The 25,273-nt window shown below is 59.8% G+C and carries 23 protein-coding genes; 14 read left to right on the forward strand and 9 right to left on the reverse strand.

The window, feature by feature from the left end; genetic code table 11:
* Positions 1-22 precede the first annotated feature (22 nt).
* Positions 23-1,396, reverse strand: a complete 1,374-nt coding sequence (locus tag ACRWA7_RS19465; RefSeq protein WP_438395555.1) for a nucleobase:cation symporter-2 family protein — start codon at positions 1,394-1,396, stop codon at positions 23-25.
* A 450-nt stretch (positions 1,397-1,846) separates the two neighbouring features.
* Between ACRWA7_RS19465 and ACRWA7_RS19470 the strand changes: the two genes are divergently transcribed.
* The 3 genes from ACRWA7_RS19470 to fghA are packed head-to-tail and all read left to right on the forward strand — an operon-like array spanning position 1,847 to position 5,106.
* Positions 1,847-3,067: an AGE family epimerase/isomerase gene (locus ACRWA7_RS19470; RefSeq protein ID WP_438395557.1), complete on the forward strand. Its 1,221-nt coding sequence runs from the start codon at positions 1,847-1,849 to the stop codon at positions 3,065-3,067.
* Between the two features lie 51 nt (positions 3,068-3,118).
* On the forward strand, positions 3,119-4,225 hold the full coding sequence (locus tag ACRWA7_RS19475; RefSeq protein WP_438395559.1) for an S-(hydroxymethyl)glutathione dehydrogenase/class III alcohol dehydrogenase: 1,107 nt from the start codon (positions 3,119-3,121) through the stop codon (positions 4,223-4,225).
* Positions 4,226-4,260: 35 nt separating this feature from the next.
* On the forward strand, positions 4,261-5,106 hold the full coding sequence (fghA, locus tag ACRWA7_RS19480; RefSeq protein WP_438395561.1) for an S-formylglutathione hydrolase: 846 nt from the start codon (positions 4,261-4,263) through the stop codon (positions 5,104-5,106).
* Between the two features lie 13 nt (positions 5,107-5,119).
* On the opposite strand, the gene ACRWA7_RS19485 is transcribed toward fghA, so the two are convergent.
* The 5 genes from ACRWA7_RS19485 to ACRWA7_RS19505 are packed head-to-tail and all read right to left on the reverse strand — an operon-like array spanning position 5,120 to position 8,431.
* Positions 5,120-5,527 carry a type II toxin-antitoxin system VapC family toxin gene (locus tag ACRWA7_RS19485; protein ID WP_438395562.1) on the reverse strand — a complete coding sequence of 136 codons (408 nt, stop codon included), beginning with the start codon at positions 5,525-5,527 and terminating at the stop codon, positions 5,120-5,122.
* A complete protein-coding gene (locus ACRWA7_RS19490; RefSeq protein WP_060857011.1) occupies positions 5,515-5,775 on the reverse strand; it encodes an antitoxin in 261 nt (86 codons plus the stop codon). Before ACRWA7_RS19490 ends, ACRWA7_RS19485 begins: the two co-directional genes overlap by 13 nt.
* A 50-nt stretch (positions 5,776-5,825) precedes the next feature.
* A complete protein-coding gene (locus ACRWA7_RS19495) occupies positions 5,826-6,608 on the reverse strand; it encodes a metal ABC transporter permease (RefSeq protein ID WP_438395563.1) in 783 nt (260 codons plus the stop codon).
* On the reverse strand, positions 6,601-7,497 hold the full coding sequence (locus ACRWA7_RS19500; RefSeq protein ID WP_438395564.1) for an ABC transporter ATP-binding protein: 897 nt from the start codon (positions 7,495-7,497) through the stop codon (positions 6,601-6,603). Before ACRWA7_RS19500 ends, ACRWA7_RS19495 begins: the two co-directional genes overlap by 8 nt.
* 37 nt (positions 7,498-7,534) lie before the next feature.
* Complete coding sequence (locus tag ACRWA7_RS19505) at positions 7,535-8,431, reverse strand: metal ABC transporter solute-binding protein (protein ID WP_438395566.1); 897 nt, start codon at positions 8,429-8,431, stop codon at positions 7,535-7,537.
* Positions 8,432-8,813: 382 nt separating this feature from the next.
* Here ACRWA7_RS19505 and ACRWA7_RS19510 point away from each other — a divergent pair, with 382 nt between their 5' ends.
* The 6 genes from ACRWA7_RS19510 to ACRWA7_RS19535 all read left to right on the forward strand — a co-directional run bounded on the left by ACRWA7_RS19510 (position 8,814) and on the right by ACRWA7_RS19535 (position 14,932).
* Complete coding sequence (locus ACRWA7_RS19510) at positions 8,814-9,587, forward strand: L-iditol 2-dehydrogenase (protein ID WP_438396697.1); 774 nt, start codon at positions 8,814-8,816, stop codon at positions 9,585-9,587.
* Between the two features lie 192 nt (positions 9,588-9,779).
* Entirely contained in the window at positions 9,780-11,087 is a 1,308-nt protein-coding gene (locus tag ACRWA7_RS19515) for an ABC transporter substrate-binding protein (protein ID WP_099050571.1), read from the forward strand.
* Between the two features lie 124 nt (positions 11,088-11,211).
* Positions 11,212-12,147, forward strand: a complete 936-nt coding sequence (locus tag ACRWA7_RS19520; RefSeq protein ID WP_060857017.1) for a carbohydrate ABC transporter permease — start codon at positions 11,212-11,214, stop codon at positions 12,145-12,147.
* Positions 12,144-12,992 (forward strand): carbohydrate ABC transporter permease, encoded by an 849-nt coding sequence (locus ACRWA7_RS19525; RefSeq protein WP_060857018.1) that lies wholly within the window; start codon positions 12,144-12,146, stop codon positions 12,990-12,992. Before ACRWA7_RS19520 ends, ACRWA7_RS19525 begins: the two co-directional genes overlap by 4 nt.
* Before the next feature lie 40 nt (positions 12,993-13,032).
* Positions 13,033-13,761, forward strand: a complete 729-nt coding sequence (locus ACRWA7_RS19530; protein WP_438396698.1) for an HAD family hydrolase — start codon at positions 13,033-13,035, stop codon at positions 13,759-13,761.
* A gap of 49 nt (positions 13,762-13,810) precedes the next feature.
* Positions 13,811-14,932: an ABC transporter ATP-binding protein gene (locus ACRWA7_RS19535; protein WP_438395568.1), complete on the forward strand. Its 1,122-nt coding sequence runs from the start codon at positions 13,811-13,813 to the stop codon at positions 14,930-14,932.
* 67 nt (positions 14,933-14,999) lie between these two features.
* On the opposite strand, the gene ACRWA7_RS19540 is transcribed toward ACRWA7_RS19535, so the two are convergent.
* The 3 genes from ACRWA7_RS19540 to dalD form a co-directional block, all read right to left on the reverse strand.
* Positions 15,000-15,947, reverse strand: a complete 948-nt coding sequence (locus tag ACRWA7_RS19540; RefSeq protein ID WP_060857020.1) for a sugar-binding transcriptional regulator — start codon at positions 15,945-15,947, stop codon at positions 15,000-15,002.
* A gap of 130 nt (positions 15,948-16,077) precedes the next feature.
* Positions 16,078-17,559, reverse strand: coding sequence for a xylulokinase (gene xylB, locus ACRWA7_RS19545; RefSeq protein WP_060857021.1), 1,482 nt, complete (start codon positions 17,557-17,559; stop codon positions 16,078-16,080).
* Positions 17,560-17,675: 116 nt separating this feature from the next.
* A complete protein-coding gene (dalD, locus tag ACRWA7_RS19550; RefSeq protein WP_438395571.1) occupies positions 17,676-19,067 on the reverse strand; it encodes a D-arabinitol 4-dehydrogenase in 1,392 nt (463 codons plus the stop codon).
* Between the two features lie 389 nt (positions 19,068-19,456).
* On the opposite strand from dalD, the gene ACRWA7_RS19555 reads away from it, so the two are divergent.
* The 5 genes from ACRWA7_RS19555 (at position 19,457) to ACRWA7_RS19575 (ending at position 25,253) form a co-directional block, all read left to right on the forward strand.
* A complete protein-coding gene (locus ACRWA7_RS19555) occupies positions 19,457-20,461 on the forward strand; it encodes an AraC family transcriptional regulator (RefSeq protein WP_438395573.1) in 1,005 nt (334 codons plus the stop codon).
* Positions 20,462-20,593: 132 nt separating this feature from the next.
* The gene (locus tag ACRWA7_RS19560; protein WP_438395574.1) at positions 20,594-21,520 is read left to right on the forward strand and encodes a substrate-binding domain-containing protein; all 927 of its coding nucleotides are present in this window, start codon (positions 20,594-20,596) and stop codon (positions 21,518-21,520) included.
* A 53-nt stretch (positions 21,521-21,573) separates the two neighbouring features.
* Positions 21,574-23,097, forward strand: a complete 1,524-nt coding sequence (locus tag ACRWA7_RS19565) for a sugar ABC transporter ATP-binding protein (protein WP_438395576.1) — start codon at positions 21,574-21,576, stop codon at positions 23,095-23,097.
* A gap of 7 nt (positions 23,098-23,104) precedes the next feature.
* Positions 23,105-24,094: an ABC transporter permease gene (locus ACRWA7_RS19570; protein ID WP_438396699.1), complete on the forward strand. Its 990-nt coding sequence runs from the start codon at positions 23,105-23,107 to the stop codon at positions 24,092-24,094.
* 73 nt (positions 24,095-24,167) lie between these two features.
* On the forward strand, positions 24,168-25,253 hold the full coding sequence (locus ACRWA7_RS19575; RefSeq protein WP_060857076.1) for an alcohol dehydrogenase catalytic domain-containing protein: 1,086 nt from the start codon (positions 24,168-24,170) through the stop codon (positions 25,251-25,253).
* The last annotated feature ends 20 nt before the right edge of the window (positions 25,254-25,273 follow it).

A 25,273-nucleotide genomic window follows, 5' to 3' on the forward strand; every position in this document is an offset into this window, starting at 1 on the left:
GGATATGAGCTCGCACACCGGCTCACCGCTTCACTTTCGCCGTCCCATCGAAGTCACGCCCCGCGTGCCGGATCGCGCACGTTGCATCGCGTTCCTTCTTCACCCCGTTGAACACAATATTGAGCAGCACCGCCGATACCGACGCGAGCAGAATCCCGCTGTGCAGAATCGGTTCGAGCGCGTGCGGCAACTGCGAGAAGAACTTCGGCGCAACGACTGGCACCAGTCCCAGCCCGATACTCACCGCCACGATAAACAAGTTGTGGTGATTCTTCACGAAATCGACCTTCGACAATACCTTGATTCCGTTCGCCGCGACCATCCCGAACATGACAATGCCAGCGCCGCCGAGCACGAATGGCGGCACCGAAGCCACCACTTGCGCCATCTTCGGAAAAAGCCCGAGCGCGACGAGGATCACGCCGCCCGTCGCGCAGACGAAGCGGCTTTTGACGCCCGTCACGCCGATCAGTCCGACATTCTGCGAAAACGATGTGTGCGGAAACGAGTTGAAAATCCCGCCGATCAGCGTGCCGAGTCCATCGACTCTCAAGCCGCGTACCAGCGCATCCTGATCGACGGGACGCTCGACCATGTCGCCGACGGCGAGGAACATGCCCGTCGATTCAATGAAGGTGACGAACATGACGATGACCATGGTCGCAATGGAAAGCGGGTCGAAGTGCGGCAGGCCGAAGTGAAACGGCAAGACCACGCCGACCCAGGGCGCGCTCGTCACGCCGTCCAGATCGACGCGCCCCAGCGACATGGCAATCGCGAATCCCGCCACGATTCCCAGCAGCACTGAAATATTCGCGATGAAACCACGTCCGAACTTGTTGATCAGCAGGATCAGCACGAGCACGACCAGCGCGAGCAGCAGATAGACCGGGTTGCCGTATTCGGGATTTCCGACACCGCCGGCGGCCCAGTTGATCCCCACGCCCATCAGCGACAAACCGATCACCGCGATCACCGTTCCGACCACCACGGGCGGGAAGAACCGCAGCAATTTTCCGATCATCGGCGCAAGAAAGATCCCGATCACACCCGCCGCGATCGTCGCGCCAAAAATATCGAGAATGCCCAAGCCGGGATTCGTGCCGATGGCGACCATTGGCCCGACGGCGGCGAACGTGCATCCCATGATGACCGGCAGGCGGATGCCGAAGATCCATAGCCCGAGCGTCTGGATCAACGTCGCGATGCCGCACGAAAACAGGTCTGCGCTGATCAGGAACGCGATCTGGTCCTTTGGCAGCTTGAGCGCCGCGCCGAGAATCAGCGGCACGGCGACGGCGCCTGCGTACATCACAAGTACATGCTGTATGCCTAATGTGAGCAACTGGGCGGCGGGCAAGCGTTCGTCGCACGGATGAACCGGGTTTGATGCCATGTCTTTTCTGTCTCCATTGTCGACCGGAGCCGGCTCTTCAGCGCTGACTCCGGTCCCATGCAATCTGGTTGCCGTGATCCGGCGTCTTGTTCGAGGATTCAAGGTAAGCGGCATAAAAAGCAAGAACAAGTCGACGTTGGCGTATGGCCCCCTTAGCCGGGCTGATATGGCGCGTGTGGCTTAACATTGCGTCTTCCACGGCGAAGCGTTGGCTGGCGGGCGAAGAACGATTCGCGTCGCGCGAACGAGGGCGCCTCGATGCAAGGCGTGGTTATGATGGCTATCTGCGGCCGCGCATAGTCCGTTTTTCGACAGCATGCCGGGCGTACGGGGTAAACCCGCTGCAGCCGGGTTTTTCATGCGATTTTTGCGGGTGGCAAAACGCGATTGCGCCCTGCGCTTAAACTATCGCCGCACGTGTCCTTAAAGAAGTACGAAGACCTCATACAAATGTCCGATACCGCCAAGCCCCAGACACCTTTCCCCGATTTCCGCTCGCGCGAGTTCCTGCTCGATCACGCGTTGCGCACCATGACGTTCTATCACCCGCATTGCATGGATCCGGCGGGCGGTTTCTACCATTTCTACAAGGACAACGGCGCAATCTACGATCGGCAGACCCGGCATCTTGTATCGAGCACGCGGTTCGTTTTCACCTATGCAATGGCGTACAAGCATTTCGGCCTCGATGAATATCGCGGCGGCGTGCGGCATGGCATTGAATATCTGCGCGAGTTTCATCGGAACCCGGAAACCGGCGGTTATGCGTGGACGCTCGATGGCCGCGAAGTCACCGACGGCACCAATCATTGCTACGGTCTCGCATTCGTCGTGCTCGCCTACGCGAAGGCGCTCGAAGCGGGCTTCGAAGAAGCGCGCGCGTACCTGGAAGAAACGTGGGACCTTATGGAAACGCGCTTCTGGGACGCGGCGCACGGCTTGTACAAGGACGAAGCCAGCGCGGACTGGGTGGTGTCGGACTATCGCGGGCAGAACGCCAACATGCACGCCTGCGAGGCGATGCTCGCCGCGTTCGAGGCGTCGAAGGACGAGCGTTATCTCGATCGCGCCGCGCTCCTTGCGGACAACATGGTGAACCGTCAGGCGGCGCTGGCGGGCGGTCTCGTGTGGGAACACTACAAGCCGGACTGGTCGGTGGACTGGGAATACAACAAGGGCGACAAGACCAACATCTTCCGGCCGTGGGGATTCCAGCCGGGCCATCAGACGGAATGGGCGAAGCTCCTGCTGATCCTGGACCGGCATCGTCCGGAAGCGTGGCATGTGAAGCGTGCCCGCGAACTCTTCGACCAAGCCAGGGAACGCTCGTGGGACCACGAGCATGGCGGCATGGTTTACGGCTTCGACGTTGAAGGCAAGTTCTACGACGAGGACAAGTATTTCTGGGTCCAGGCCGAATCACTGGCAACAGCCGCATTGCTCGCGGACCGCGCCCGGCGCGACGGCGACGAAGTCGCCGCAACCCGCTACTGGAGCGATTACGAGCGTTTGTGGGCTTATAGCTGGGAGCATTTCGTGGACCATAAATGGGGCGCGTGGTATCGAATCCTTGCGCGCGACAACACGAAGTACAGCGACGAAAAAAGCCCGGCCGGCAAGGTCGACTATCACACCATGGGCGCATGCTACGAAGTCCTGAACGTAGTCTGAGCGCAGCCCGAAGAAACCCTGAATCAACGATCACAGAAAGGAATCGGACACATGAAGACGAAAGCCGCCATTGCATGGGAAGCAGGAAAGCCGTTGACCATCGAGGAAGTGGATCTTGAAGGGCCGCGCGCCGGCGAAGTGCTCATCGAGGTGAAGGCAACGGGCATTTGCCACACCGACTACTACACGCTTTCGGGCGCGGATCCGGAAGGCATCTTCCCGGCAATTCTGGGGCACGAAGGTGCGGGCGTGATCGTCGATGTCGGGCCGGGTGTCGGCACCTTGAAGAAAGGCGATCACGTCATTCCGCTCTACACGCCCGAATGCCGTCAATGCAAATTCTGCCTCTCGCGCAAGACCAACTTGTGCCAGGCCATCCGTTCCACGCAAGGCCGTGGCTTGATGCCGGACGCGACATCGCGTTTTTCCATCGGCGGAAAGCCGCTGTTCCATTACATGGGGACATCGACGTTTTCGAATTACATCGTCGTGCCGGAAATCGCGGTGGCGAAGGTTCGTGAAGACGCGCCCTTCGACAAGATCTGCTATATCGGCTGCGGTGTTACAACGGGCGTGGGCGCGGTCGTGTACTCGGCAAAGGTCGAAGCGGGCGCGAACGTGGTCGTGTTCGGGCTGGGCGGCATCGGCCTGAACGTGATCCAGGGCGCGAAGATGGTGGGCGCCGACAAGATCATCGGCGTGGATATCAATCCGGGTCGCGTGGAACTTGCGAAGAAGTTCGGCATGACGCACTTCATCAACCCGAACGACGTGCCGAACGTGGTCGATCACATCGTGCAACTCACCGATGGCGGCGCTGACTATTCTTTCGAATGCATCGGCAATACGAAGGTGATGCGTCAGGCGCTCGAATGCACGCACAAGGGCTGGGGACAGTCGTTCATCATCGGCGTGGCGGCGGCGGGCGAGGAAATCTCGACGCGTCCGTTCCAGCTCGTGACCGGCCGCGAATGGAAAGGCTCGGCGTTCGGCGGCGCGCGCGGACGCACGGACGTGCCGAAGATCGTGGATTGGTACATGGAAGGCAAGATCAACATCGACGATCTGATCACGCACACGCTGCCGCCCGAGCGCATCAACGAAGGCTTCGACCTGATGAAAAAGGGAGAGTCGATTCGTTCGGTCGTGTTGTATTGATTGCGTGGAACGTCTCGCTGAAAAGGAACCAAGCCATGCTGGAACTCGTGGAAGAACATCGCTGCTTTGGCGGCGTGCAGCGGATTTACAAGCACGACTCGCAAACCATCGGCTTGCCGATGCGATTCTCCGTTTTCCTGCCGCCGCAAGCCGCGCACGCCAAGGTGCCCGCGTTGTTTTATCTCGCGGGGCTTACGTGTACGGAAGAGACGTTTGCGATCAAGGGCGGCGCGCAGCGCTATGCGACTGAGCACGGCATTGCGTTGATCTCACCCGATACCAGTCCGCGCGGCGCCGGCGTGCCGAACGAAAGTGACGCGTGGGATTTCGGCGTGGGCGCGGGGTTTTATGTCGATGCCACGCGGGAACCCTGGTCGCGGAATTATCGGATGTACTCGTATGTGACGCAGGAATTGCGCACGGCCGTTCTCGCGGAATTGCCCGTGCGTGAAGACCGCCTGGGCATCTTCGGCCATTCGATGGGCGGTCACGGCGCGCTGGTTCTGGCGTTGAAGAATCCGGATATCTACAAGTCGGTGTCGGCGTTTGCGCCGATTGCGGCGCCTTCGCATTGTCCGTGGGGCGAGAAGGCGTTTTCAGGTTATCTGGGCGATGACCGGGAAGCGTGGAAGCAACACGACGCGAGCGAACTGGTGAAAAGCGCAAAGGCGAAGTTTGAAGCGGGGATTTTGATCGACCAGGGTCTCGCCGATAATTTCCTCGCCACGCAATTGCATCCGGAGCGTTTCGAGGCGGCGGCGAAGGCGGCGGGGCAGGCTGTGACGCTGCGCCGGCACGAAGGCTATGACCACGGGTATTACTTTATCTCGACGTTTATTGGCGAGCACGTGGCGTTTCATGCGCGGACGCTGTGTGGGTGAGGCAATTCCGTTTCTACTCGGTCCAATCTTCGAGTTTTAGGTTCGGTACATGTTGAAAGACTCTGTCATTCGAAACCAGAACGGCATCAACGCAGCGGGCGTGGGCGCCGATGAGCAGGTCCATTGGCGCGAGTGACTTTCCAAGTTGTTCTAGTTCGGCACGGAGCGTTCCGTATTCTTCGGCTACCAAGGTGTCCCATGGCAGAACGTTCGCGCGTAGCAGGAACTCGTGGATACTCCGTCGTAGCTTTATTGCGTCCGGACGCTTTGCCAATCCAAATAACAGTTCTCCCTCTGTGATGGCGGAGATGCAAACGCTTGAGATGGATACGGCTTCGAGTCGCGGCATGACGCTCGTGTGTCTCTTGATCAGGTGACTGACCGTGTTCGTGTCAAGCATGTATCGCTTCACTCGTTCCATCCATCAAAGGGATCTTGCCGATGTGTTCCTTGATTGCGCTCGTTAGCATCTAGGAAGTCGTCGGGAACCTCGGTGGCCTTGAGTGCCTCGATAAAACTGTTCCAGTTCGTCGGTTTGCGCGAAAGAATCACGTCACCGGTTTCCGGATCACGGCGCACGAAAACTTCGTCGCCATCGAATCGATATTCCGCGGGTAATCTGACGGCTTGGCTACGGCCGTTGATAAATAGTTTCGCTGTCTGTTTCATCGCAATGCCCACACTGGGTAGATACCAAAGTATATACCCATCGGCATGTTTTATCTCCTTCCCAGCAAACTCACCCCATAGACCCCTGCGGCCAGCATCGTGATCCAGAAGCTGGTTGGCCAGTCGGTGTAATACGCCAGCGTCAACCCAACCCACGCTTGCCCGAGCGCGAAAACCGCTGCCAGCACAACACCGGTCGACAATCGCGTCGCCACGTTTTGTGCCGCTGCTGCCGGGCCGACCATCAGCGCAAACACGAGCAGCACGCCGACAATCTGTGTCGACGCCGCCACCGCCAGCGCCGTGATCGCGAGAAACAATACGGACACGAGCCGCAGCGAAACGCCTTTGGCCTCAGCCAGTTCCGGCTGCAGCGACGCGAACAGTAACGGCCGCATGATCACGGCCAACGCACCGAGACTGACAACGGCGAGCCCGACCAGCACCACCAGCGTTTCATGGCTCACGCCAAGCACGTTGCCAAACAGCAGCGCGGTCGCCTGGCTTGCGTAGGCGGTAAAGAAGTGCAGAAACAGCAACCCGAAACCGAGCGATAAAGACAGGATCACGCCAATGGCGACATCGCGTCCTGTCAGCTTTTCGCCGAGCGCGCCCATGCCGATGCCTGCAACAAGCGTGAAACCGACCATGCCCCAGAGCGGCGAGATACCCACGAGCACCGCGCCGGTCGCGCCGGTAAAACCCACGTGCGACAACGCGTGACCCGCGAAGGTCTGCCCGCGCAGCACCAGAAAGTATCCGACAATTCCCGCCAGCACCGCGACGATTCCCGACGCCGCGAAGGCGTTGCGCATGAACTCGTATTCAAACATCGTGGGAATGCGTTCCGGAGTGGTGGTGGTGAGCGTGACCGTGATCGTGGTCGTGGGAATGCGAATGACCGTCGGGACCGTCTTCGTGCGCGTGATCGAGCTTGTCGACTTCCACGTCGCCGGCCATGACAAAAATGCGGCCGTTCACGCGCATGACGTCAATGGGCGATCCGTAAAGCTGCGAAAGAACCGGCTTCGTAATGACTTCGTCGATAGTGCCAAGCGCCGCGCGGCCATTGCCGAGGTACAGCACGCGATCAATCGAGTTGAGCAGCGGATTGAGCTCGTGCGCCGAGAACAGCACGGTGATGCCAAGCTCGCGCTGCACGCGGCGCACGAGATCGACCACGCCTGTTTGATGACGCGGATCGAGGCTGATCAGGGGTTCGTCGAGTAATAAAAGCTTCGGGTCGCCGAGCAGGCATTGCGCAAGCAGCAAGCGCTGCCGTTCACCGCCTGACAGTTCCGACAACGGACGCGCGGCGAGCGCGCGGCCATCGACCAGATCGAGCACGCGATCCACATCCGCGTTCGCCGCCGCGCTCGCACGCGGCAAACCCCAGCGATGGCCGTCCGCCGCCATCGCGACAAAATCGCGGCCACGCACGCGCCGGCCGGCGAGGCCGCTGCGAATCTGCGGCATATAACCAATCGACGCATTGCCGCGCACGACCGCCGCGCCGTTCACGCGAATCGCGCCTTTCGATAACGGTAGCAAGCCGAGCATTGCACGCATGAGCGTGGTCTTTCCGGCGCCATTCGGCCCCAGCACGCCGATAAACTCACCCGCCTCGACACTGAAGCTCGCGTCCTTCAGGATCGGCCGGCCGCCGAGTTCAAGCGTGACGTGCTCGACGGTAAGCGCGCTCGCTTTGATCGATGTCGTCATCAGGACGCATCCTCGAACTTCCAGCCAACCCTGACAATCATCGTGTCTTTCCCTGCAGCGCAGCCGACAATGCGTCGAGCTGCGACGTCATCCATGTCTGGAAGGTCTTGCCGGCGGGCAACGTCTCGGTGACGCTGATGCTCGGCACGTGTGAATCATGAGCTACTTTCAGCATGCGCTTGGTCAATGCTTCCGTTGCCTGACTGTTATAGATCAGCACGTGCACTTGACGCTCGCGCAGATCCTTTTCGAATGCGGCGATATCCGACGCGCTCGGTTCCGTATCGTTCATTGCGGCAAGCTGGAAACGGGCGTTGCGCATGTCCAGGCCGATCGCATCCGACATATAGCCGAACACCGGTTCCGTTGCCGTTACCGGCACGCCCTTGAACTGGCTCCTGAGCGCAGCAACCCGGGTATCGATGGGCTTCAGCGAGTTCAGGAACGTGTTCAAGCGTGTATCGTAATCGGCCTTGTGCGCCGGGTCCGCCTGGACCAGATACTGGCTCACCGCTTTCGCGACCGTCGGCATGGTGGCCGGGTCGTACCAAAGGTGGGGATTATCGCCGGATTTCTTGCCTGTCAGTTGAGCCGCGACGATCGTCGTGCGTCCGTTTCCCTTCGATGCCGCCAGCAGCTTGTCCATCCACGGATCGTAGTCGGCGCCGTTATACACGACAAGCGCCGCGTTCTGCAGCGCGCGCGCGGTTTTCGGGCTGGCTTCGAAGAGATGCGGATCTTCGTCCGGATTGCTCAGGATGCTTGTGACCTGAACGTGATTGCCGCCGAGTTGCCGCACGACATCGCCGTAGAAATTTTCGGCCGCGACCACCGCGACGGTGCCAGCGGCCGCTGTTTGCGCGTCAGCAGCGCCAGCAAAGCTCGCAGAGAAAAGGGCGACGCAGGTCAATAAAGCGGCGGCAAGCTTGCTCATGGTGTTTCCTGGATAAATGTGGATGACGGGAACTGCGATTGGAATGCTGCTTGAGCGGCCTCGCTCAAATCGCCCGCGATGATATAACGTATCACTGTATTTTGCATCCACGGACATACTGCTGAAACCTCTCCAGGCGTTTCCAGGATAAGCCGCACTCCGCGCAAAGCCGCGCCGGTTGGGGTTTTCCCGCGGTTTTCGGCCGCTTTGCGCGCCGCAGCATCGAAACATGGCAACGCGCCTTGACACCGTCTCACTCGTCACCGATCATTCGACCACGCAGAGAGCAAATGATCGCACGCAGAGCGTTCGCTCGGTATCGGGCGATCAGGATCGCGCGCAGCACAGTGCGAAGTCGGTCAAAGACGAACCGGAGACAACCGTGAAATTGCAGGACAAGGTAGCTATCGTGACGGGCGCGGCCAGCGGGATTGGCGAAGCGGTCACCAAACGATTTCTGGACGAGGGCGCGAAAGTTGTCGTCGTCGATCTGAAAGACGAAGCCGAACTGGCGCAGCGTTTTTCGGACTACGCGGGCAAGGTGCTGGCAGTAAAAGCCGATGTCACCCAGCGCGATGACCTGGAGCGCATTGTGTCCTCGACTGTCGGCAAATTCGGCGGCATCGACATCTTGTTCAATAACGCGGCGCTCTTCGACATGCGCCCGATCCTGGACGAATCCTGGGACATCTTCGACCGCCTCTTCGCGGTGAACGTGAAGGGCATGTTCTTCCTGATGCAACTTGTCGCGCAGCAAATGGTTAGGCAAGGCCGCGGCGGCAAGATCGTGAATATGTCGTCGCAGGCAGGACGTCGCGGCGAGGCGCTAGTTTCCCACTATTGCGCAACCAAAGCCGCCGTGATCAGCTACACGCAATCGGCGGCGCTCGGTCTCGCGCAACACGGCATCAACGTGAACAGCATTGCGCCAGGCGTGGTCGACACCCCCATGTGGGAAACCGTCGATGCACTCTTCGCCAAATATGAAAACCGTCCGCTCGGCGAGAAGAAGCGCCTGGTTGGCGAAGCCGTACCGCTTGGACGCATGGGCCTGCCGAACGATCTGACGGGCGCGGCCTTGTTCCTGGTATCGGCGGATTCGGACTACATCACCGCGCAGACATTGAATGTCGACGGCGGCAACTGGATGAGCTAGGCAGGCGGGCGGCTTCCAACCGCCCGTATCAGATTCGAGTTTCACGAGTACCAGAAAGTACGTAGTAGCCCGTATCAATCCGATCAACCGATGATCGACGCGTCAAAGAAGCCCGCAGCACGAGCGCCGTGCTAACGATAAAGGAGACGAAACAACATGAAACGCGCCACATTCACCCTTAAAAACCTGCCGATGCGTTCGTTCGCGTGTGCCGCATTCGCTGCGGCCGCGCTTGTGCCGGTTGCTGCGAAGGCGGCGACCGTGACCATTGCGACACTCAACAACCCGGACATGATCGAGTTGAAGAAGCTGTCGCCGGCGTTCGAAAAAGCCAATCCGGATATCCAGTTGAAGTGGGTCATCCTCGAAGAAAACGTGCTGCGTCAGCGCGCCACCACCGACATCACCACGAACAGCGGCCAGTTCGACGTGATGGCGATCGGCACGTATGAAGCGCCGCAATGGGGCAAGCGCGGCTGGCTCGTGCCCATGACGAATCTTCCGGCTGCCTACGATCTCGACGACGTGGTGAAGACCGCACGCGATGGCCTCTCGTACAACGGCCAGTTGTACGCGCTGCCGTTCTACGTCGAAAGCTCGATGACGTATTACCGCAAGGATCTGTTCGACGCCGCTGGCCTGAAGATGCCGGATCAGCCGACCTACGACCAGATCAAGCAATTCGCCGACAAGCTCACCGACAAATCGAAAGGCCAGTACGGCATCTGCTTGCGCGGCAAGGCAGGTTGGGGCGAGAACATGGCGTTTGTATCGACGCTCGTGAACACTTTCGGCGGCCGCTGGTTCGACGAGAACTGGAAAGCGCAACTCGATACGCCGGAATGGCACAAGGCGATCACGTTCTATTCCGACCTGCTGAAGAACGACGGTCCTCCGGGAGCGAGCTCGAACGGCTTCAACGAAAACCTGACGCTGATGTCTTCGGGCAAGTGCGCGATGTGGATCGATGCAACGGTTGCAGCCGGCATGCTCTATAACAAGTCGCAATCGCAAGTGGCGGACAAGATCGGCTTTGCTGCCGCGCCGGTCGCCGTGACGCCGAAGGGCTCGCACTGGTTGTGGTCGTGGTCGCTGGCCATTCCGAAGACGTCGAAGTCGCAAGATGCCGCGAAGAAGTTCGCGACGTGGGCGACATCGAAGGAATATATCCAGTTGGCCGCGAAGGACGAAGGCTGGGCATCGGTTCCGCCGGGCACGCGCAAGTCGACGTACGCGAACGCCGACTACAAGAAGGCCGCGCCGTTTGGCGACTTCGTGTTGAATGCAATCGAGTCGGCGAACCCGAACGATTCATCGGCTAAGAAGATTCCGTACACCGGCGTTCAGTTCGTCGGCATTCCGGAATTCCAGTCGTTCGGTACGGTGGTCGGCCAGTCGATTGCCGGCGTGGTTGCGGGACAGACGACCGTGGACGCAGCGCTGAAAGCGGGTAACGCAGCCGCCGACCGCGCAGTGAAGCAGGCCGGTTATCAGAAGTAAAGCAAGTTCTCTGGCAGTCGAGGCCCACGCTCCTGGTGCCTAATGCAGTACAGCAGGCCGCGCCGCTCTTTCCACGGAAGAGTCCACGCGCGCGGCCTGCGCTTCATCGAGAGGTGACACGACCATGAGTCAACTTAATCCCCCCATATCGAATACATACGCGGAGTCCGCGGCCGAGCGCGACAAGAAACGCGCGAAGTCGGTGCGCTGGCTGATCACGCCGTCGACCGCCGTATTGTTCCTGTGGATGGCCATTCCGCTCGCGATGACCATCTGGTATTCGTTCTCGAAATACAACCTGCTGAACCCGGATGTCAAAGGGTTCGCGGGTATCGATAACTACGAGTTTCTTGCAACCGATCCCGCGTTTGGTCCGTCGATTGTTCATACGCTGGTGCTGATTGGCTCCGTGCTTGGAATTACCGTGATCGGCGGCGTGCTGCTCGCTGTGTTGTTCGACCGCAAGTTCATTGGGCAGGGCGTTGCACGCTTGCTCGTGATCGCGCCGTTCTTCGTCATGCCCACCGTTAGCGCACTGATCTGGAAGAACATGATCCTGCATCCGGTGTATGGCCTGGTTGCTGCGGCAATGCGATCGTTAGGGATGCAGCCGATCGACTGGTTTGGCGAATATCCGCTTTTTGCGGTAATCCTGATCGTGGCGTGGCAATGGCTGCCGTTCGCCTTCCTGATTCTTTTCACTGCAATCCAGTCGCTTGATCAGGAGCAGAAGGAAGCGGCGCGGATTGACGGCGCGGGCGCGTTCTCGATGTTCTTCTACATCACGCTGCCGCACCTGAAGCGTGCGATCGCCGTGGTCGTGATGATGGAAACCATTTTCCTGCTGTCGATCTTCGCTGAAATCTATACGACAACCGGCGGCGGTCCCGGAACGGCGACAACCAATCTGTCGTACCTGATCTACTCGCTCGGCCTGCAACAGTTCGACGTTGGCCTGGCTTCGGCGGGCGGCATCCTGGCGGTCGTGCTGGCGAATATCGTCGCGTTCTTCCTCGTGCGGATGCTCGCGAAGAACCTGAAAGGGGAGTACGAATCATGAGCCATCCCGTAACCGCAACAACGTCGGTGCCTATCCTGGATACGCTCAAGCGCAGCGTGCTTGGCGTGATTGCGTGGCTGTTCGCGCTGCTGCTGTTTTTCCCGATCTTCTGGATGACCATCACGGCGTTCAAGACGGAGCAGCAGGCGTATTCGTCGTCGCTGATTTTCACGCCTACGCTCGATAGCTTCCGCGAGGTCTTTGCGCGCAGTAATTACTTTGCGTTTGCATGGAATTCAATCCTGATCTCGGTTGGCGTCACGGTGATCTGCTTGTTGCTCGCCGTGCCGTGCGCCTACGCCATGGCGTTCTTCCCGACCAAGAAAACGCAGAAGGTTCTGCTGTGGATGCTGTCGACGAAGATGATGCCTTCGGTCGGCGTGCTCGTGCCCATCTACCTGCTGTGGAAGAACACCGGCATGCTCGATACGGTATGGGGTTTGATCATCGTTTATACGTTGATCAACTTGCCGATTGCCGTGTGGATGTCGTACACGTACTTCAACGAGATCCCGCGCGACATTCTGGAAGCAGGGCGCATAGACGGCGCGGCGACGTGGCAGGAAATCGTCTACCTGCTCATGCCGATGTCCTTGCCGGGGCTGGCATCCACGGCGCTGCTGCTCGTGATCCTGTCCTGGAACGAGGCGTTCTGGAGCATCAACCTGTCGAGTTCGAACGCGGCGCCGCTGACGGTGTTCATTGCGTCGTATTCGAGTCCGGAAGGTTTGTTCTGGGCCAAGCTCTCGGCGGCGTCGTTGCTGGCAGTGGCGCCCATCCTGATCGTCGGCTGGCTGTCGCAGAAACAACTCGTGCGCGGCCTGACCTTCGGCGCAGTGAAGTAGCACCCGCAGCACTATAGAGGCCGATACAGTGAACTTGAATTTGTCCCAAGCCGGCGCGGCGGATGCATCCATTGCAGCCGCTGCCCACGACGACCACTTGCTGATATGCGATTGCGATGGCGTGCTGATCGACAGCGAAGCCATTGCGGGCCGCATGCTCGTGCAGGAGATCGAGGCGCTGTGGCCTGGCGTGGACGCTGAACCTATCGTTACGCCGTTGCTTGGTTTGCGGATTGAAACGGTGCTCAGGAGCTCGGCCGACATACTCGGCAAGTCGCTTGACGCCGCGCAGATCGATGCGATCCGCGCTGTCGTGGAGGCGTCGGCGGTGGAAGCGCCGGCGGTCGATGGCATCGAGGCGGCCCTTGCCGGCATCGCGCTGCGCAAGGCCTGCGCAAGCAACAGCTTTACGTCGTACGTGGAAGCCGTGCTGAGCCGAACCGGTCTCGTGCGTTTTTTCGGCGAACGTCTTTTTTGCGCCGATACCGTGCCGAACCCGAAGCCCGCGCCCGACGTGTATCTCTCGGCGGCGCGCACGCTCAGGGTCGCGCCCGAGCGTTGCGTGGTGGTGGAAGACAGCGTGACCGGCGTGACGGCCGCCTCGGCAGCGGGCATGACGGTGCTGGGTTTCGTGGGCGGCGGTCATGCAAGTGAAGGACAAATCGATGCGCTGAAACGTGCTGGCGCAAGTGTCGTGTTCGACGAAATGGGGCAGCTTCCCGCGCTTGTCGAGCAGTGGCTGCAAAACGCAAGCTTTGAACTGCCCTGAGCCTCGTGCTCGCAGAAAACAAAGCGAAGTTAAAGACGGAGACTCCATCATGGCAAGCCTGAATCTGCGCAACATCAACAAGCGCTACGAAGAAACCGAAGTGATTCGCAGCGTGAACCTCGATATCGCCGACGGTGAGTTCGTCGTGTTCGTGGGGCCAAGCGGTTGCGGCAAGTCCACACTGATGCGGATGATCGCCGGACTCGAGGACATCAGCGGCGGCGACCTGACTATCGACGGCGTGCGCGTGAACGACGTGCCGCCCGCCAAGCGCGGCATTGCGATGGTGTTCCAGTCGTACGCGTTGTATCCGCACATGACGCTCTACGACAACATGGCGTTTGGTTTGAAGCTTGCCGGCACGAAGAAGCCGGAAATCGACGCGGCGGTCAAGCAAGCCGCGAAGATTCTTCACATCGATCATTTGCTCGACAGGAAACCTAAGCAATTGTCGGGCGGCCAGCGTCAGCGGGTGGCTATCGGCCGGGCGATTACGCGCAAGCCAAAAGTGTTCCTCTTCGACGAACCGCTGTCCAACCTCGACGCCGCATTGCGCGTGAAGATGCGCCTCGAGTTTGCGCGCCTGCACGACGAATTGAAGACGACCATGATCTACGTGACGCACGATCAGGTCGAAGCCATGACGCTCGCGGACAAGATCGTGGTGTTGTCGGCGGGAAATGTGGAGCAGGTCGGCACGCCGAACCAGCTTTATCACGCGCCGCAGAACAAGTTCGTGGCGGGGTTCATTGGATCGCCGAAGATGAATTTTTTCAATGGCGAAGTCACGCAGGTGCTGAGCGATGGCGTGCTCGTGAAGTATGCAACGGGTGAGACGCAGCTTGCTGCTGTAGAGCCGGGTAACGCCAGGGTTGGCGATGCCGTGATGATCGGCATTCGTCCCGAGCATTTGCATGCGGGGACGGCGGCGACGGTTGAGCACGGTGTATCGGCGAAGACAATGGCCGTCGAATCGCTCGGCGATGCCGCTTATCTGTACGCGGAGTCATCGGTGGCGCCGGATGGAATCATCGCCCGGATTCCGCCGCTGGAGCGCCATTCGCGTGGCGAAGTGCTCAAGCTCGGCGCCATGCCCGAGCATTGTCATCTGTTCAATGCCGATGGGATTGCGTATCAAAGGAAGATTGTGGAAGTCTTGTCGGCGGCTTGATTTTTTTGTGCGCTCACACGAAAACGCCTGGACATGTCCGGGCGTTTTCGCATTTGAAGCCTTGAAATCAAGCCTCCAACGCAGCCTGCGCGCATAACTCGTCCGTCACCAACCCCGACAGCCATTTCCCTTTCAACGCGGCAATTACCGCGGCGCGCTTTCTCATTCCGCCGGCAAAGCCGATCGTCGGGCGCTTCGGCGGGGTATCGAGCCGCAAGCTCGTCACGCGCTCGCCGGTCGTCGATTTCACCCTGACACCTTCAGCATCTATAGGCAATCCAAGCAGTTCTGCCACCGCGCCGCCTTCCATCATCTCTTCGACTTCGGCGGTCGTGATAAACCCGTCCTCGTGCAGCGGGCAGTTGATCCCCATGTTGCCGATACCAACGAACGCCACATCGGCGTTCTCGGACAACGCATCCACGATCCGGTACAACCGGTGATTGACCCACTGCGCACGCTCGGCGCGGCTATCGGCCATCAACGGCGCAGGCAGCATGAAATGTTTGCCGCCGGTCTTCTCGGAAAGGTGCTGCGCGACGTCGTAGCGGTTCGAGGAGCCGTCCTGGGCGATCGCTCCGACCATCGATACCAACCGATGCTGCGGCCGCTCCAGTTGACCGATTTGCGCGACCACGGCCTTGAGCGTCCGGCCGCTGCTGATCGAGACGACCAGGGGTTTTTCATCGGTGAGATAACGCTCCATGACTTGCGCGCCCGCGACCGCGAGCTTGCGGTCCACCTGCTCGGGCGAGTCACCATCGATAGGAACGACCTCGCACATGGACAATCCGTAGCGCTTCGATAACTGCGCCGCCAGCGACAAGCAATCCGCCACGCGATGATCCACGCGCACGCGAATCAGGTTCTTCTCCACCGCGAACGCAACGAGGCGTTGCGCGACGGGCCGCGAAATCTGCAGCTTCTCCGCGATTTCATTCTGCGTGTTTCCCGCGACGTAATAGAGCCACGCGGCGCGGGTGGCGAGATCGAGTTTTTCGTTGGACTTGGGCACGGGAGCTCGATGTCAGGTCGTTTATATCGAATACACATATAGAAACGCGCGCCATGGAGGCGCGCGGATTGACCGATATTGTGCACGCTCCGGCGCGCAGAGCTTGTTGAAATTCTTCCGCGCCGAATTGTCAGGCGAGGCGCGGCCGCGCCGGATCGAACAACGGTTTTACATGCTGATAAAGCTCGCGGAAACCCTTCAGCCGCTGCCGCAAGATTGCGTGGCGCGCCGGGTTCGGCACGAATTCATCCTTCACTGGCGGCTTTGCGAGCACGACAGCGGGGTCGCCGCCCGCCGCAAGCCAGCCGAGACGCGCCGCGCCCAATGCAGCGCCGGTTTCACCGCCGCCATGCGTGCGCGTGCGCGTGTTGAGGGCATCAGCCAATAACTGGCCCCAGTACTTGCTGCGCGCGCCGCCGCCCAGCAGCGACAACGCGTGTACTTCCGTGCCGGCTGCCTGCAATGCGTCGAGTCCATCGGTCAGCGCCAGCGTCACGCCTTCGAGCACCGCGTAACCGAGCAACGCGCGATCGGTCGCGTGCGTCATGCCGAAGAACACGCCTTGCGCGTACGGGTCGTTGTGCGGCGTGCGTTCACCGCTGAGATACGGCAGGAACAGCGGCGCGATTTCCAGCGCAGCAGGATCGAGCGCCTCGATTTCGGCTAGGAGCGTGGGTTCGTCGGTGGAGGTCAGTTTGCAGACCCAGCGCAGGCAACTCGCCGCCGACAACACCACGCTCATCTGGTGCCATCTGTCTGGAATGGCGTGACAAAATGCATGCACGGCGGACGCCGGATTGGGCCGGAAGCGATCCCCGACCACGCACAACACGCCCGATGTTCCCAGTGATAAAAATCCATCGCCCGGTTCCGTAGCGCCGATACCCACCGCGCTCGCCGCGTTATCGCCGCCACCGGCCGCGACGATCACCCCATCGCGCAAACCGAGTTCGCGGGCGAGTTCCGGCAGCAGCGTGCCCGACGGCTCGCTGCCTTCGGCGAGCGCCGGCATCTGCGCGCGCGTCATGCTGCACGCGGCGAGCAGTTCGTCCGACCAGTCACGACGGGCGACATCGAGCCATAAGGTTCCGGCTGCATCTGAAGGGTCGGACACCTTCGTGCCCGTCAGATGCAAGCGCAGATAATCTTTCGGCAACAACACGCAGGCCGTCCGGTTGAAAATCTCCGGCTCGTTGTGCTTCACCCAAAGCAGCTTGGGCGCGGTGAATCCGGGCATCGCGAGATTGCCGGCAATCGCGTGCAACTCCGTTGCGGTTTGCGTCAGCTCGTCGCATTCCTTGTCGCTGCGCATGTCGTTCCAGAGAATCGCGGGACGCAGCACGCGGTCTTCGGAGTCGAGCAGTACGGCGCCGTGCATCTGTCCCGACAAGCCGATACCGCGAACCTGCGCGAACTCTTCCGGGAATTTATCGCGCAAGGCGAACAGGGCCGCGCGCGTGCCGTCCCACCAGTCGAGCGGATTTTGCTCCGACCAGCGCGGTTTCGGGCGCGATACGGTGAATGGCGTACCCGCTGTGCCCACTACGCTGCCGTCGCTCGCGAGCAGCAGGACTTTTACTTCGGAGGTGCCGAGATCGATGCCTAAATACATGGACGAACCCTTGTTGAAGGCTTGAAGCGGAGAAAACCGGAGGCGCTAATGTAGCGCCGCTGCCGGTGTTGCGCCATTGGCATAACACCGGACGGGGGTTATGAAATGTGGGACGCTCAGGCGCGCTTTGCAAGCCACGCGTCGACCCGGTCCAGCGCCGCGCGCAGCACGCGTTCGAGATCCGCGCTCCCGGCAAGGCTGCCCCAAAGCAGCTTGTCCGCGACGAAAGCCTTCACCGGATCGGCCGCTTCGAAGAAAGCGTGCGCGCTCGCCGCGTCCATCACGCCGTCCTGATACGCGTACGGCAGCTTGCCTTCGTGCCAGCGTTCGAGAAAACGGAAGAACAGCGCGGGCAGCATGGCGGTCGCGTCTGGATCGGTCTTGCGTGCGAAACATTCACGCAACGTCGGCGCGATAAACCCCGGGATCTTCGAGAAGCCGTCGGCGGCGACGCGCTGGTTCGTGTCCTGAATATACGGATTGACGAAGCGGTCGAGCACGACATCGCGGTACTTCGCCAGATCGATCGGGCTTGGCGACAGGCACGGGATCACGTCCTGCGTGACGTAGTCATCGGCGAGTGCGCGGATTTGCGCGTCCTGCGTGCCTTCGTGAATATATTGGTATCCGACCAGCGTTCCCGCCCAGGCAATGCAGCTATGCGTGGCGTTGAGAATGCGGATCTTGGCTTCCTCGTAGGGATGCACAGAGTCGACCATTTCGGCCCCGACCTTTTCCCAGGCGGGACGTCCGGCGATGAACGCGTCCTCGATCACCCACTGAATGAATGCTTCGCCCATGACGGGCGCCTTGTCGTCGAAACCGGTTGCGGCGAGCACGCGTTCGCGCACATCCGGCGTGGGGCGCGGCGTGATGCGGTCGACCATCGCGTTCGGACACGCTGTGTTCGCGATCATCCATTCACGCAATGCCGTTTCGCCGCGCAACTGCAGGAATTCGAGCATGCCCGCCTTGAAGCGGTCGCCGTTGCTGCGCAGGTTGTCGCAGTTTTGCAGCGTCACCTTGCCGGCGTTCTGCTTCATGCGGGCATCCAGAATCGCGGCGAGCGCGCCGTAGATGGTCGTGCGCGCGCCTTTCAGGTCCGCGGCGAGATCGGGATTGGCTGTATCGAGCTTGTGATGTTCGTCGAGGTAATAACCGCCTTCGGTCACCGTGAACGATACGATCTTGCACTCGGGGGCCGCGCCCACCGCAACCAGCGCGTCCAGGTCCGCGGCCCACGGCACGACCTTCTTGATCGAACGGATGGTCTCGTACTTGCGTTCACCCTGCGGCGTGACGGTTTCGAGCGTATAGGTGCCGTTCTGGGCGGCGAGCGCTTCGAGCACCGCATTCATGTCGCCGCGAATATTGCCGACGGTCAGCGACCAGCGCGTATCGCCCGATTCAATCAGGCGGTGCAGGTACCACGCCTGATGCGCACGGTGAAAAGAACCCGCGCCGATGTGCAGGATCACATCGGCGGTTGTTTGGTTTTCGGACGTCATGGTGTCTTCCTCTGATCTGGATGCGCCGTGGGTTGTGCTTGGGGCGCGATGCTGTGTCTCGTGCCGTGGCGGGTTCTGGCTGGCGCCACTTGCCGTCACCACGATCATTTGCTCGTTCTGTGAGCGAATGATCGTATTCGATTCGATGAAAGTCAAGGCGCTCCGCAGCATTTAACGCGGTGAAAACGCGCTGCTGCTATGCACAAAATTTGACTCTTTCCGGCATCAGGACTTACCCGAATGCAAAAAAGTATCGGGGAGCAGTTCCATTTTCAGTGGTGAAATACCCGCGGCAAGGCTAATTTTCGGTCATGGCACGGCGCGAGGCATCCTCGTGAGTACATCGCGAACGCGGCCAGAAAAAAGCAGCGGGTCAGGAGGAAGACAAGATGCACACCATTTTGAATGACACGACATGTCGATGCGGCGCATGCGGCTACTGCCGTGCGGCACGCACTACCGCGCGTCGTGCCAACATCGTCCAGCCCGATCTCGAACTCGTGGATGTGGCGCGCGACGAGTCATTCAAAGTCTGGTCGCATGGTTACCCTTACCGCACCGTGCGCTGGCACTTCCATCCGCAGTACGAGATCCAGCTCATCACCACGACCACGGGCAAATACTTCGTTGGCGATCACATCGGCAGTTTCGTGCCGGGCAATCTGGTGATGATGGGACCGAACTTGCCGCACAACTGGGTCAGCGACGTGCCGCCCGGCGACCATGTGAACGAACGCTGTCTGATCCTGCAATTCGATGCCGAGTTCGTGGCGCGCGCCATCGACGTGTTTCCCGAACTGAAGCGCGTGGAATCCCTGCTCGATGCATCGTGCTGGGGCGTTTTGTTCACGCCGGAAACGGGCGCGGCGGCCGAACCGATCATGCGCGAGATGTTGAGCGCGCAAGGCATGCGGCGCATCACGCTGTTTCTGGCGCTGCTCGATCTGCTCGTGCAGAGCGCCAATCCCGTCAAGCTCGCGAGCGCCGCGTATCGTGCGGACCCGGCGCGTTATGCGGAGGCGCGCATCAATCATGTGCTTTCCTATATTGGCAAGAACCTGTCGCAGGGACTGCGCGAAACGGAACTTGCCGAACTCGCGGGGCAAAGCGCGAGCGCATTCTCGCGATATTTCCGCCGGCACACGGGCTTGCCGTTCGTGCAATACGTGAACCGTCTGCGCATCAATCTCGCGTGCCAGTTGCTGATGTCGGGAGAACTGAATATCACCGATATCTGCTATCAGGTCGGCTTTAACAACCTGTCCAATTTCAACCGGCAGTTCCTGTTGCTCAAGAACATGTCGCCTTCGCGATGGCGCGCTTACCAGCAGCTCAATGCTGCCAGTGCAACTGAATCGTCCGAGGCCGAGCCGGCGCTCGAAGCATTCGGCTAGCGCCTTCTTCCTTTCCTGAGAAAACCGTGTAACGCGGTGCTTGAAAAAGCACCGCGCCGGGCGAACTCGTCCTCGCGGTTCGAGTGTTCCAACGACGTACCCAAGTCCAATCAACAAGAGATGGAGACAGCCATGCACGCTTTCGCTTTCCCGAAGAAACTCGCCCTCGCTACGTTAGGTCTCGCCACAGCGCTTTCAGTGGCGGGCGCACACGCCGCCGAGCCATTGAAGATCGGCATGACGTTCCAGGAGTTGAACAATCCGTATTTCGTTTCCATGCAGAAGGCGTTGAACGAAGCGGCCGCGTCCATCGGGGCACAGGTTGTCGTGACCGACGCGCACCACGACGTCAGCAAGCAGGTCAGCGACGTTGAAGACATGCTGCAAAAGAAAATCGACATCCTGCTGGTGAATCCGACTGATTCGACAGGCATTGTTTCAGCCGTGAACGCCGCGAAGAAAGCGGGCGTGGTCGTGGTCGCCGTGGACGCCAACGCGAACGGCCCGGTGGACTCGTTCGTGGGATCGAAAAATTACGATGCCGGTGTCATGTCGTGCGAATACCTGGGCAAGACGCTCGGCAGCACGGGCGAAGTGGCGATCCTCGACGGCATTCCGGTTGTGCCGATTCTCGAACGCGTGCGCGGCTGCAAGGCGGCGCTGGCGAAGTTTCCGAACATCAAGATCGTCGATACACAGAACGGCAAGCAGGAACGCGCGACCGCGTTATCGGTCACCGAGAACATGATTCAGGCGCATCCGAATCTGAAGGGCGTGTTCAGTGTGAACGATGGTGGATCGATGGGCGCGCTGGCCGCTATTGAAGCGTCGGGCAAGGACATCAAGCTGACGAGCGTGGACGGTGCGCCTGAGGCGATCACGGCCATGCAGAAACCGGACTCGAAGTTCATTGAAACGTCGGCGCAATTTCCGCGCGATCAGGTGCGCATTGCAATTGGCATTGCGCTTGCGAAGAAGTGGGGCGCCAATGTGCCGAAGGCGATTCCTATCGACGTGAAGATGATCGACAAGAGCAACGCCAAGGGCTTTAGCTGGTAAGCAGATTTTATTCGCAGGGCGTTTTCCAAGGCACGTTCCGGCAGGTGAGCACGATGAACTCCATTCTCAGACTTGACAACATCACGAAGAGCTTTCCCGGCGTGAAGGCGTTGCAGGGCATTCATCTCGACGTGGCTGCCGGCGAAGTGCATGCGCTGCTCGGCGAGAACGGCGCGGGTAAGTCCACGCTGATGAAAATCCTGAGCGGCATATATCAGCCCGACGAAGGCACGATCACGCTCAACGGCGAGACCCGCGCGTTCGCGGATTATCACGATGCAGTCGCGGCCGGGATTGGCATCGTGTTCCAGGAATTCAGCCTGATTCCGTTTCTCAACGCGGTCGAGAACATCTTTCTCGGCCGCGAACTGAAGAAAGGATTCTTGCTGGACCGCGCAGCCATGCGGCGTTCGGCAGCGGAGATTTTCGCGCGGCTGAAAGTGGATATCGACTTGTCCGTGCCGATTCGCGAACTGTCGGTGGCGCAGCAGCAGTTCATCGAGATCGGCAAGGCGTTGTCGCTTGAGGCGCGCATCCTGATCCTGGACGAACCCACTGCAACGCTCACGCCTTCGGAAGCGGAACATCTCTTTGTCATCATGCGCGAGTTGAAGACGCAAGGCGTGGCCATGATCTTCATCTCGCATCACCTCGATGAAATCTTTGAAGTGTGCGACCGCATCACGGTGTTGCGCGACGGCCAGTATGTGGGCGATACAGCCGTCGCCGATACGGACGTCAGCCGCCTTGTCGAGATGATGGTCGGACGCAAGATAGAGAACAGCTTTCCGCCAAAGCCCGCGCCGCGCGCGAGCGCGAAGACCGTGCTCGATGTCGAGGCATTGCAGATCGACAAGGACGGTCCCACGAATGCGTTCGCGTTGCGTGAAGGCGAGATTCTGGGCTTTGCCGGATTGGTCGGGTCGGGGCGCACGGAAACAGCGCTTGCGGTGATTGGCGCCGATACCGCGCACGTGAAGAAAGTGAAGATCAACGGGACCGATATGAAGCTTGCCGATCCCGCGGCTTCTCTCGATGCTGGCATTGGCATCCTGCCCGAGAGCCGCAAGACTGAAGGTCTGATTACGGACTTCTCGATCAAGCAGAACATCTCGATCAACAACTTTGGCAAGTATCGGCAAGCGCGATTTTTTATCGATAGACGCAATGAAGCGCGAACCACCGCTGCGATCATGAAGCGCGTGGGCGTCAAGGCGCCGACCATGAATACGCAGGTGTCCACGTTATCCGGCGGAAACCAGCAGAAGGTCGTGATCGCGCGATGGCTGAATCACCACGCGAACATCTTGATCTTCGACGAACCTACGCGCGGTATCGACGTTGGCGCCAAGGCCGAAATCTACATGCTGATGCGCGAGCTGACCGAGCGGGGCTACGCAATCATCATGATCTCGTCGGAACTGCCCGAAATTGTTGGCATGAGCGATCGTGTGGCCGTGTTCCGGCAAGGCCGCATAGAAGCCATTCTCGAAGGTGACGAGATCACGTCGAATGCAATCATGACGCACGCAACCACCGCCCGCGCGGCAGCCGGGCAGGGAGTCAGCCATGAGTAAATTATCGATGGAACCCAAGACCGCCACTGTTGATCCAGCATCGCCGGGCGCACCCGTGCGCTTCACGTGGGCGGGACTCAAACGATCGACGATCTTTTATCCGTTCGTCGGATTGATCGTCGTATGCGTGGCGATGGTGTTCGCGAGCAACAGCTTTTTGTCGGCGGCAAATATCGAGAACATCGCGCGGCAAGTATCGATCAACGCGATCATCGCGGTCGGCATGACGTGCGTGATCCTGACGGGCGGCATCGACTTGTCGGTGGGATCGGTCATGGCATTGTCCGGCACGCTTGCGGCGGGCTTGATGGTGTCGGGCCTGAATGCGGTCGCGGCATTGGTTGTGGGCATCGCCGTCGGTCTTGGCTTTGGCGTGGCGAACGGGCTGTTCGTGGCGTTCGCGGGCATGCCGCCGATCATCGTCACGCTTGCGACCATGGGCGTGGCGCGCGGGCTTGCGCTGATCTACACCGGCGGTTATCCAATCGACGGCTTGCCCGACTGGATTGCGTTCTTTGGCAATGGCAAAGTGCTTGGCGTGCAAATGCCCGTGGTCATCATGCTCGTGGTGTATTTCATTGCGTGGGTGCTGCTGGAACGCATGCCGTTCGGGCGATACGTCTACGCGATCGGCGGCAACGAGGACGCCACGCGTTTGTCGGGCGTACGCGTCGCGCGCGTCAAGCTGATCGTCTATGGATTGGCGGGGCTCACGTCGTCGCTTGCCGCCATTGTGTTGACCGCGCGTCTGATGAGCGGGCAGCCGAACGCCGGCGTGGGTTTCGAACTCGATGCAATCGCGGCCGTGGTCATGGGCGGAACGTCCATTTCGGGCGGCCGCGGATCGATTGTCGGCACGTTGATTGGCGCGCTGTTGCTCGGCGTACTGAATAACGGCTTGAATATGGTTGGTGTGAATCCGTATGTGCAGAACGTGATCAAGGGTGGAATCATCCTGCTAGCGATCTATATCAGTCGGGACCGCCGCCGTAAGTGACTAAAGAATAACGAATAGAAAAATGGAAACCGGCATTTCTTCAGCTAAACACGACGACTACAACGAGCGCACTATGAGCACATCAAATGAAGCGTTGAGCATGACGGCCATTGTCTGTCATGCGCCCAAGGATTATCGCGTCGAGACGGTCAAGCGGCCGAAGGCGGCGAGAAATGAACTGGTGATTCGCATTGCCGCATGCGGCATTTGCGCCAGCGACTGCAAATGTCATTCGGGCGCGAAGATGTTTTGGGGCGGTCCTAGTCCGTGGGTGAAAGCGCCCGTCATTCCGGGCCATGAATTCTTTGGTTATGTCGAGGAACTTGGCGATGGCGCAGCGGAACATTTCGGCGTGGAGTTGGGCGAGCGCGTGATCGCCGAGCAGATCGTGCCTTGCGGCAAGTGCCGCTATTGCAAGTCCGGACAGTACTGGATGTGCGAAGTGCATAACATCTTCGGCTTTCAGCGCGAGGTTGCGGACGGCGGCATGGCGCAGTACATGCGTATTCCGCCGACTGCCATCGTCCATAAGATTCCCGATGGCATATCACTGGAAGACGCGGCGATTATCGAGCCGTTGGCGTGTGCGATCCATACGGTGAATCGCGGCGATATACAGCTTGACGACGTTGTGGTGATCGCGGGCGCGGGGCCGCTGGGTTTGATGATGACGCAAGTTGCGCATCTCAAGACGCCTAGAAAGCTCGTCGTGATCGATCTGGTGGAAGAGCGTCTTGCGCTTGCGCGGGAATATGGCGCGGACATCACGATCAATCCGAAGAACGAAGATGGTCTGGCGATCATCAAGTCCATCACGGATCAATATGGATGCGACGTGTACATCGAGACAACGGGCGCGCCCATTGGTGTATCGCAAGGACTCGAAATGATTCGTAAGCTTGGGCGCTTCGTCGAGTTCTCGGTGTTCGGAAGCGACACCACCGTGGACTGGTCGATCATTGGCGACCGCAAGGAACTGGACGTACGCGGCGCGCACCTCGGACCGTATTGTTACCCGATTGCCATCGACCTTCTTGCACGAGGCCTTGTGACATCCAAGGGTATTGTGACGCATGGCTTTACGCTGGAAGAATGGGATGAGGCAATCAAGGTCGCGGATTCGCTCGACTCGATCAAGGTTTTGCTGAAGCCGCGCTAAACTAGGCCACGCACAATAAA

The sequence above is a fragment of the Caballeronia sp. DA-9 genome, from assembly GCF_051615025.1.
GTDB lineage: Bacteria > Pseudomonadota > Gammaproteobacteria > Burkholderiales > Burkholderiaceae > Caballeronia > Caballeronia sordidicola.

What these genes read in the sequence shown, in the direction of transcription:
- ACRWA7_RS19475 (WP_438395559.1), top strand. Translation starts at nt 3,119, where the DNA reads ATGAAGACGAAAGCCGCCATTGCATGGGAAGCAGGAAAGCCGTTGACC.
- ACRWA7_RS19485 (WP_438395562.1), bottom strand. Translation starts at nt 5,527, where the DNA reads ATGGAACGAGTGAAGCGATACATGCTTGACACGAACACGGTCAGTCAC.
- fghA (WP_438395561.1), top strand. Translation starts at nt 4,261, where the DNA reads ATGCTGGAACTCGTGGAAGAACATCGCTGCTTTGGCGGCGTGCAGCGG.
- dalD (WP_438395571.1), bottom strand. Translation starts at nt 19,067, where the DNA reads ATGACGTCCGAAAACCAAACAACCGCCGATGTGATCCTGCACATCGGC.
- ACRWA7_RS19555 (WP_438395573.1), top strand. Translation starts at nt 19,457, where the DNA reads ATGCACACCATTTTGAATGACACGACATGTCGATGCGGCGCATGCGGC.
- ACRWA7_RS19575 (WP_060857076.1), top strand. Translation starts at nt 24,168, where the DNA reads ATGAGCACATCAAATGAAGCGTTGAGCATGACGGCCATTGTCTGTCAT.
- ACRWA7_RS19465 (WP_438395555.1), bottom strand. Translation starts at nt 1,396, where the DNA reads ATGGCATCAAACCCGGTTCATCCGTGCGACGAACGCTTGCCCGCCGCC.
- ACRWA7_RS19570 (WP_438396699.1), top strand. Translation starts at nt 23,105, where the DNA reads ATGGAACCCAAGACCGCCACTGTTGATCCAGCATCGCCGGGCGCACCC.
- ACRWA7_RS19515 (WP_099050571.1), top strand. Translation starts at nt 9,780, where the DNA reads ATGCGTTCGTTCGCGTGTGCCGCATTCGCTGCGGCCGCGCTTGTGCCG.
- ACRWA7_RS19505 (WP_438395566.1), bottom strand. Translation starts at nt 8,431, where the DNA reads ATGAGCAAGCTTGCCGCCGCTTTATTGACCTGCGTCGCCCTTTTCTCT.
- xylB (WP_060857021.1), bottom strand. Translation starts at nt 17,559, where the DNA reads ATGTATTTAGGCATCGATCTCGGCACCTCCGAAGTAAAAGTCCTGCTG.
- ACRWA7_RS19520 (WP_060857017.1), top strand. Translation starts at nt 11,212, where the DNA reads ATGAGTCAACTTAATCCCCCCATATCGAATACATACGCGGAGTCCGCG.
- ACRWA7_RS19565 (WP_438395576.1), top strand. Translation starts at nt 21,574, where the DNA reads ATGAACTCCATTCTCAGACTTGACAACATCACGAAGAGCTTTCCCGGC.
- ACRWA7_RS19495 (WP_438395563.1), bottom strand. Translation starts at nt 6,608, where the DNA reads ATGTTTGAATACGAGTTCATGCGCAACGCCTTCGCGGCGTCGGGAATC.
- ACRWA7_RS19535 (WP_438395568.1), top strand. Translation starts at nt 13,811, where the DNA reads ATGGCAAGCCTGAATCTGCGCAACATCAACAAGCGCTACGAAGAAACC.
- ACRWA7_RS19470 (WP_438395557.1), top strand. Translation starts at nt 1,847, where the DNA reads ATGTCCGATACCGCCAAGCCCCAGACACCTTTCCCCGATTTCCGCTCG.
- ACRWA7_RS19525 (WP_060857018.1), top strand. Translation starts at nt 12,144, where the DNA reads ATGAGCCATCCCGTAACCGCAACAACGTCGGTGCCTATCCTGGATACG.
- ACRWA7_RS19490 (WP_060857011.1), bottom strand. Translation starts at nt 5,775, where the DNA reads ATGAAACAGACAGCGAAACTATTTATCAACGGCCGTAGCCAAGCCGTC.
- ACRWA7_RS19500 (WP_438395564.1), bottom strand. Translation starts at nt 7,497, where the DNA reads ATGACGACATCGATCAAAGCGAGCGCGCTTACCGTCGAGCACGTCACG.
- ACRWA7_RS19560 (WP_438395574.1), top strand. Translation starts at nt 20,594, where the DNA reads ATGCACGCTTTCGCTTTCCCGAAGAAACTCGCCCTCGCTACGTTAGGT.